The sequence below is a fragment of the Leifsonia sp. HAY1-4F genome, assembly GCF_056755275.1.
The window spans coordinates 56507-63807 of sequence record NZ_JBNDHX010000009.1 but is presented as its reverse complement, the minus strand read 5'-3'; the positions used below and the strand labels follow the sequence as shown (position 1 = coordinate 63807).

6 protein-coding genes are annotated in these 7301 nt (G+C 70.5%); 3 read left to right on the top strand and 3 right to left on the bottom strand.

The features are described 5' to 3' along the window. Window positions 1-7: 7 nt before the first annotated feature. A complete protein-coding gene (locus ACPYOG_RS03560) occupies window positions 8-115 on the top strand; it encodes a helix-turn-helix transcriptional regulator (protein WP_481292884.1) in 108 nt (35 codons plus the stop codon). Window positions 116-295: 180 nt separating this feature from the next. Continuing rightward, window positions 296-2944, top strand: coding sequence for a choice-of-anchor G family protein (locus ACPYOG_RS03555; RefSeq protein ID WP_481292882.1), 2649 nt, complete (start codon window positions 296-298; stop codon window positions 2942-2944). A 118-nt stretch (window positions 2945-3062) separates the two neighbouring features. Here the strand turns inward: ACPYOG_RS03555 and ACPYOG_RS03550 are convergent, their stop codons facing one another. From ACPYOG_RS03550 to ACPYOG_RS03540, 3 genes are read right to left on the bottom strand one after another with little or no spacing between them, the layout of a single operon-like run. Beyond that, the gene (locus ACPYOG_RS03550; protein ID WP_481292881.1) at window positions 3063-4277 is read right to left on the bottom strand and encodes a mandelate racemase/muconate lactonizing enzyme family protein; all 1215 of its coding nucleotides are present in this window, start codon (window positions 4275-4277) and stop codon (window positions 3063-3065) included. Continuing rightward, window positions 4196-5164, bottom strand: coding sequence for a dihydrodipicolinate synthase family protein (locus ACPYOG_RS03545; RefSeq protein ID WP_481292880.1), 969 nt, complete (start codon window positions 5162-5164; stop codon window positions 4196-4198). Before ACPYOG_RS03545 ends, ACPYOG_RS03550 begins: the two co-directional genes overlap by 82 nt. Continuing rightward, the gene (locus ACPYOG_RS03540) at window positions 5161-5817 is read right to left on the bottom strand and encodes a GntR family transcriptional regulator (protein ID WP_481292879.1); all 657 of its coding nucleotides are present in this window, start codon (window positions 5815-5817) and stop codon (window positions 5161-5163) included. The genes ACPYOG_RS03545 and ACPYOG_RS03540 overlap by 4 nt, the downstream gene beginning before the upstream one ends. A 127-nt stretch (window positions 5818-5944) precedes the next feature. Here ACPYOG_RS03540 and ACPYOG_RS03535 point away from each other — a divergent pair, with 127 nt between their 5' ends. After that, window positions 5945-7300, top strand: coding sequence for an ABC transporter substrate-binding protein (locus tag ACPYOG_RS03535; protein ID WP_481292878.1), 1356 nt, complete (start codon window positions 5945-5947; stop codon window positions 7298-7300). The last annotated feature ends 1 nt before the right edge of the window (window position 7301 follow it).

Here is a 7301-nt window from a genome sequence, read left to right as displayed (position 1 = left end):
CCTCAACATCAGCCTCAACACCGTCAAGACGCACGTCCGCGCGATCTACCGCAAGCTCCAGGTGGATGGCCGAAGCCGAGCCGTGGACAAGGCGCACCAGCTCAACCTCCTCTGAGTCGTCCCGGCGCGATCCCGCGAGGCACCATTCGTGACGAATGTCGCCCTGCGCCGCGTCGGAGTGCACATTCGTGACGAATCCTGCGGGGAGGAAGATCACCCGTTCCGGGCGATTACAGCGGCCCCGCCCGAGGAGAGGATCCGGGTAGGTCTTGTCACTGTCTCTGGGGGTCACATCGTGAAGTCCGTCCTTTTCCGCCGTCCGCTTCCGGGTACGGAAGGGAGGGGATCGGGATGGCGCCGCGCACTTCTGCGGCCGGCCGCGACCGGCGGCGCACTCGCCGTCCTGCTCGGCGGCGCCGGCCTCTGGGCGCTTCCCGCGCAGGCCGCCGTCGGCGACCAGTCGGCCGCCACCGGCCAGTACCTGAGCGGCTCGCTGCTCGGCCTCGACGCCGCGCTCGTCGCATCCCTCGGGGGTGAGGCGGCCGTGAGCAACGGGACGGCTGACCAGACGAACGCGAACAACCTGGACGTCGGCGCGCTGGGCGCCGTCACCCTCACCGCGCCGGGCGGCATCCAGCTTCCCCTCGATCTCGGGAGCGCCGGGGTCGTCGGCCAGTACGCGTCGGCGCTGCAGGACGGATCCTCGGTCGGCGCTTCGGGCCTGATCTCCTCCGCCGGCGCCATCGGCACCGGAATCACCCCTGCCCCGGGCGTCGCTCCCGGCCCGCTGAGCCTGAACCTCGCCCAGGCGGTCTCGACGCTGGGGCTGCCGACCGCGACCCTGGACGAGCTGTCCCAGCTCGACCTGACCGCCGGCGTCGCCGCCGCACAGGCCGCCCAGGCAGCGCCCGGCGCCGCCACCGGCTCCTACTCGCTGGCGAACGTCGGACTCACCTTCCAGAGCCCCACGCTCGCCGCCCTCGCCGCAGCGATCAACACGCAGGTCGGGACCGTCCAAGGTGCAGTGGATGGGCTGGCCGGGCCGACCGGGACGCTCGCCACCTCGCTGGATGCGCTCCCGATCGGCGGGGTCCTGTCGACGACCGCCACGGTCGGCGCCTCCGACCTGCAGGCGGACATTGCGCCTCTGCTCACCGGGCCGATCACGGATCCGGCGAATCCCGGTGTGACCATCGACCTCTCGACCGGCACCGTCACGGTCGACCTCGGCCAGCTCACAGCACTGGAAGGACTGGCGCCGGGCACGGAGCTGCTGAGTGCGCCGGTCATCGCGGATCTCGGCACCCGCATCTCCGGGGTCGTCGGCTCGCTGGTCACCCGCGTCGAGAACACGCTGACCACGACCGTCGACGGCCTCTCGGTCACCGCGGTCACCAGCCTGCTCGGAGCGCCGGTCGTCACGGTCGACTCGACCATCGGTCAGCTTCTCGCCGGCGACACCTCTGGGATCGCGCTCGCCGGAGCCGGCGTCGGGCTGCCGGTCGGCACGGTGCTCAGCGCGCTGACCACGCCGCTCACCGGCGTCGGCACCGCCATCTCGGCGATCGGCCCGGCGGTCATCGCCCCGGTGACGAGTACGCTCCTCCCGGCACTCGATCCCGTGCTGAGCCAGGTGCTCTCGCTCACGGTCAACAACCAGGCGACCACCGGCGGTGTGTTCACCGAGACCGCGTTGCGCGCCACGGTCCTTCCGGCGGCGGCGGCACTCACCCTCGACGTGGCGAACGCCAGCGTCGGCCCGAACGCGGTCGTCGCCGCTCCGGTCGCCACCTCCCTCACCCCCGACAGCGGACCCGAGGCGGGCGGCCAGACGGTGACCATCACGGGATCCGGCTTCACCGGCTCCACGGGGGTCACCTTCGACGGAACGCCGGCCACCGCCTTCACTGTGGTCGACGACACGACGATCACCGCGACGACCCCGGCCCACACTCCTGGCGCTGTGGATGTGGTGGTGCAGCACCCCGCCGGCGACTCCGTCCCGCTCACCTACACGTATCTCGCCGCTCCCACCATCGCCTCGGTGACTCCTCCGCAGGGTCCGCAGACGGGCGGCACGCTGGTGACCATCACCGGAACCGGCTTCACCGGGACGACCGACGTCACCTTCGGGGGGACGCCCGCGGCGTCCTTCACGGTCGTGAACGACACGACGATCACCGCGACGACCCCCGCGCACCTTCCCGGCGCGGTCGGAGTGGTGGTCACCGCCCCGGGTGGGCAGTCCGTTCCGGGTGACTTCACCTTCCTACCGGTGGTGAACGCTCCGGTGATCACGGGACTGGCGCCGGATCACGGACCCTTCACGGGCGGTACGGCCGTGACCATCACGGGCGGCGGCTTCACCGGTGCGACCGCAGTGACGGTCGACGGGACTCCGGTGCCGTTCACCGTCGTCGGTGACGGCACGATCACCATCGTGACCCCGCCGCACGCCGTCGGGCCCGTCCCGGTCGTCGTCACCACGCCGGCCGGCGCGACGCCGCCCGCGACGTTCACCTACGACCCGGGCACCACGGTCACCGGCGTGACCCCGGGCACGGGCCCGGAGAGCGGCGGAACGACCGTCACCATCACGGGCGGCTGCTTCACGGGAGCGATCGGGGTGCTCTTCGGCACCACTGCGGCCAGATCGTTCACCGTGGTCGACGACGCGACCATCACGGCCGTGTCGCCCGCCGGCACCGGGACGGTCGGCGTCACCGTCGTCGGAGCCCCGGCCTGTGGCGCCGCCACCCTGCCCGCCGCCTTCGTCTACACGTCGGCGGCAGGCGGGACCGGCACGACCGGAACCGGTGGGACCGGCTCACTCGCCTCGACCGGATCCACCTCACCGACGACTCCGTTGCTGGCGTTCGCCGGACTGCTGCTCCTCGCCGGAGCGGCTCTGGTGATCGACCCCCGACGTCGCCGGGCACTCTGACGCCGGCGCGCTGACAGCGCGGGTGTAGAACGAAGGGCCCGGTCGGCCGAAAGCCGACCGGGCCCCCTTCGCGTCGGTCCGTCGCGGCAGGCCGAGCCCCCGCGAGCCGCCGCGTGGCTCAGCAGTACCCGAGGGACCCGTCCGGCCGTCGCGGCACGCGCCGCTCCCAGTGGACGTAGTCGTCGGTCGCCAGGGCCGTCTCGTCGATCTCGATGCCCCATCCCGGCCGGTCCGGCCGCAGGTCGAGGTGGCCGCCGACCGGAAGGTACGGGTCGGGACACCACGATGTCTCGTCGAGCTTGTACTCGAGGATGGAGAAGTTGCTGCAGGCGGCGGCGAAGTGGAGGTTGTGCGCGGTCGCCAGCGGACCCATCGGGTTGTGCGGTGCCACCATCGTGTAGTGGGCCTCGGCGAGCACGGCGATGCGGCGCAGCTGCGAGATGCCGCCGACGACGCAGATGTCCGGTTGCACGATGTCCGCGCCGCCGGCCGTCAGCAGGTCGAGGAACTCGTTGGGGGAGTACAGGCTCTCTCCCGTCGCGAGGGGCACATCCAGCCGGCTCCGCAGGTATCCCCACGCCTGCTTGTTCTCGGGGCGGATGGGCTCCTCCAGGAACATCGGCTGCCACGGGGCGAGGGCGTTGCCGAGCGCGATGGCCTGATGCGGCTCGAAGATCTTCGCATGCGCGTCGAACGCGAAGTCCCAGGCGGGGTCGCAGGTCTCGCGCACAGCGCGGAAGTACTCCGCGCTCTCCTGGACGACGAGTCCCCAGCGCCGGTCGAACAGGTCGCTGCGGTAGGGGCTGAGCTTGAACGCGTCGAAGCCGTACCGCTCGGACTGCTCCGCGCAGATGTCCCGCACCGCCGCGGGATCGGGCGCGGTGTAGACGCCGCTGTAGACGCGCACCCGATCGCGGACTGCGCCGCCGAGCAGCGCATAGACCGGCACACCGAGTGCTTTCGCGGCGATGTCCCACAGGGCGTGGTCGACGGCGGAGATCGCAGCCAGGCCCAGTGCGCCCTGCGGGAAGCGGGCCGTGCGGAGCAGCTTCTGTGACAGGAACTCGACGCGGCGCGGGTCCTCGCCCGCCAGCTGCAGCTCCAGGTAGTCGAGCAGCGGCGGGAGGGCGCGGTCGGGACCGTGGTTGTAGGCCTCGCCCCAGCCGTGCACGCCCTCGTCGGTGTCGATGCGGACGAGGAGGCGCGGCCGGTCGCCGACCCGCTGCATGAAGCTCGAGATGCGCTCGATCCTCATGCGCCGACCGCCGCCGAAGCCGTCGCGGAGGCCGCCGCCGAAGCCGTCGCCGAGCCGACCGCAGCGTCCGCCCGCCACTGGTCCAGGATGACGCTGATCTCGGCACGCACGCTGTCGCCGACCGGGCGGCTGGGCGGCCGCACCTGGCGATCGCAGAGGCCCAGCTGCGCCATCGCCTCCTTGACGACGCTCACGTTGTTGGCCGATCGTGCATCGGCTCGCAGCTCCTCGAACCGCGCGATCCGGCGGAGGATCACGTCGGCAGCGGCGTAGTCGCCGGCCCGGAGCTCATCCCGCAGGCCCAGCGAGATGCCGGGGTCGACGTTGACGAGGCCGGACGTGAAGCCGTCGGCTCCGTGCACCGCGTACGAGAGGGCATACGGCTCGGCCAGTCCGGCGATCCAGACGAAGCGCTCGGGGCCTGCGGCATCCCGTACGGCGGCGAAGACGGTGGGGTCCGGGATGGCGTACTTGACGCCCACGATGTTGGGGGCGATGTCGCCGAGCCGGCGGAGCATCTCGCCGGTGATCCACTCGGAGCGCACGTAGAGCACGAAGGCCAGGTCCGGCTGCGTGGCGGCGATGGCCCGGTGGTACTCGATCCAGCCCTCGGCCGACTGGTGGGGATGCAGCGGCTGGTGGATCATCGCCATCCGCACCCCGTGCTCGGCGGCGACGGCGAGGTCGGCGGCCGCTTCCGCGATATCGTGACCGACCCCGACCAGCAGGTCCGCATCCCCGGCAGCCCGTGCGGAGGCGGCGATGAGTGCACGCCGTTCGGCGGGGGAGAGGGCGTAGAACTCGCCGGTGTTCCCGTTCGGAGTCAGAGTGCGCACACCGTGGCGGACGAGGCGCTGCAGCAGCGCCTCGTACGTGTCGAGGTCGACGGAGCCGTCGGCGGAGTAGGGCGTGACGGGAATCGCGACGACATCGGCGAGGGCTTCCCGTTGGGCGGCGAACGTCATTTCACTCCCTGCAGCTGGCGGATCGCCAGGGCCTCGAAACTGCGGATGTGCTCGAGCACCCGGGTGGATGCGGCGGACGGGTCACCGGCCGCGACGGCCTCCAGGATCTGCTGGTGCTCTCCGGCCTCTTCCTCCCAGCTGGGACGACGGGTCCAAGCGTTCACCGTGATCAGCGCGGTCTGCTCGCGGAGCCCATCCAGAGTGGACACCAGGATGTCGTTTCCGCAGCCCGCGTAGAGCTCCCGGTGGAAGTCCCGGTTGGCGAGGCTCCGCTCGGCCTCGGTCTCGGCCGCGTCCGCTCGCCGCAGCGCCGACCGGGCGGCCTCGACGTCGGCACCGTTCTCGACGGTGCGGGCGACCGCGGTCGGTTCCAGCAGCGCACGCATGTCGAACACGTTGTACGCCATCTGCGGATCGACGACCCGGACGGTGGCGCCGCGGTACTCGCTCATGGTGACGAGGCCCGCTCCCGACAGCGTCTTGAGCGCCTCCCGCACCGGAGTCTTCGAGATCCCGAAGCGCTCGGCGAGGTCGGCCTCCACCAGGGGCTGCCCGGCGGGAAGCTCGCCGGAGAGGATCGCGAGCCGGAGCGCCTGGACGACCAAGCCCGTCCGCGAGGCCGACTGCGTGAGCCGGGTGATCGGACTGTCCATGAACTTCCCTTTCGGTGTATGGTGCTGCGTACACCATGCATAGTATATGATCGACCCGTCGGAGGGAACCACCCTCGACGAGCGATCTTCCCACTTCACAACTCCCATTCATCGGAGAGGAAACGCAATGACGCGTCATGTACCCGCGGCCGGTGGCCGTTCGCTCCCCCTGCGGCGGGTCGTCGCCGCCGCCTCGGCCGCCGTCCTGATGCTCGGCCTGGCCGCCTGCTCGAACAGCGGAGGAGGCGGAGGAGGCGACAGCGAGAAGAAGGTCGCCCTGCAGCTCTGGGACACCGACACGCGCCCCGACCGCACCGCCAATCTCAAGGCGCTCATCGCGATGTTCGAGAAGGTGAACCCGAACATCACGATCAGCTATCTCGGCCTGCCGACCGACTCCTACATGCAGAAGCTCAGCACCGCCATCGCGACCAAGTCCACACCGGACCTCGTGACGCCGAAGGCCTCGGATGTCGCCGCGCTCGTGGCGCAGAACGCCCTCGCGCCGCTCGACGACCGGCTGGCCGGCTCGTCGATCGCCAAGAAGATCGACCCGAACATGCTGAAGTCCGCCAAGGCCGCGGCGCCCGACGACAAGCTCTACCTGACTCCGGCCACGGCGCTCGCCGACGCGATCTACTACCGGGCGGACTGGTTCCAGCAGGCGGGACTGAGCAAGCCGGCGACCTGGGACGACTTCTTCTCCGACGCCTCCACTCTGACCGATCCGTCCGCCGGACGTTTCGGCTACACGATCCGCGGCGGCGCCGGCTTCTTCTCGCAGTTCGTGCAGATGGTCTACCCGATGGCCGGAGTCGGCACCTTCTTCGACAGCAAGGGACGCTCCACGCTCGACTCTCCGGCGGTCGTCGCCGCGACCGAGAAGTACGTCTCGCTCTACGCCAAGGACACCGCGAAGAGCGACCTCACCGCCGACTTCAAGACGATGGTCGCGCAGTTCGACAACGGCGGCGCCGCCATGCTCAGCCACAGCATCGGCTCCTATCCGACCCACATCGCGGCGCTCAAGCCGAGCCAGGTGGGCGTCGTCGGCACCTTCCCCGCAGACAACGGCAAGACGATCGTGACGGGCCAGATGGTGACCGGCTTCGGGATGTTCAAGGCCAGCGCGCACCAGGATGCGGCGTGGAAGTTCCTCGAGTTCACGATGAGCAAGGAGGGCAACTCGTTCTGGGCGCAGAAGTCCGGCTACCTGCCCGGCAACACGGATGTCGCGAAGGAGAGCTGGGTCGCCTCCAACCCGGCCATGACGGCCGCTCTGGACACCCAGAAGGCCAAGAACGCCACCGTGCTGCAGCAGCCGTACTACCTGCCGCAGTTCAGCGCGATCACGACCACCGACCTGCTGCCCAAGTGGCAGAAGGTGCTGCAAGGCGACGAGAGCGCGAAGGCATTCCTCACGGACGCGGCCACGCAGCTGACCGCCGCGCAGCAGGACTACCTCAAGCGAAGCAAGAAGTAGC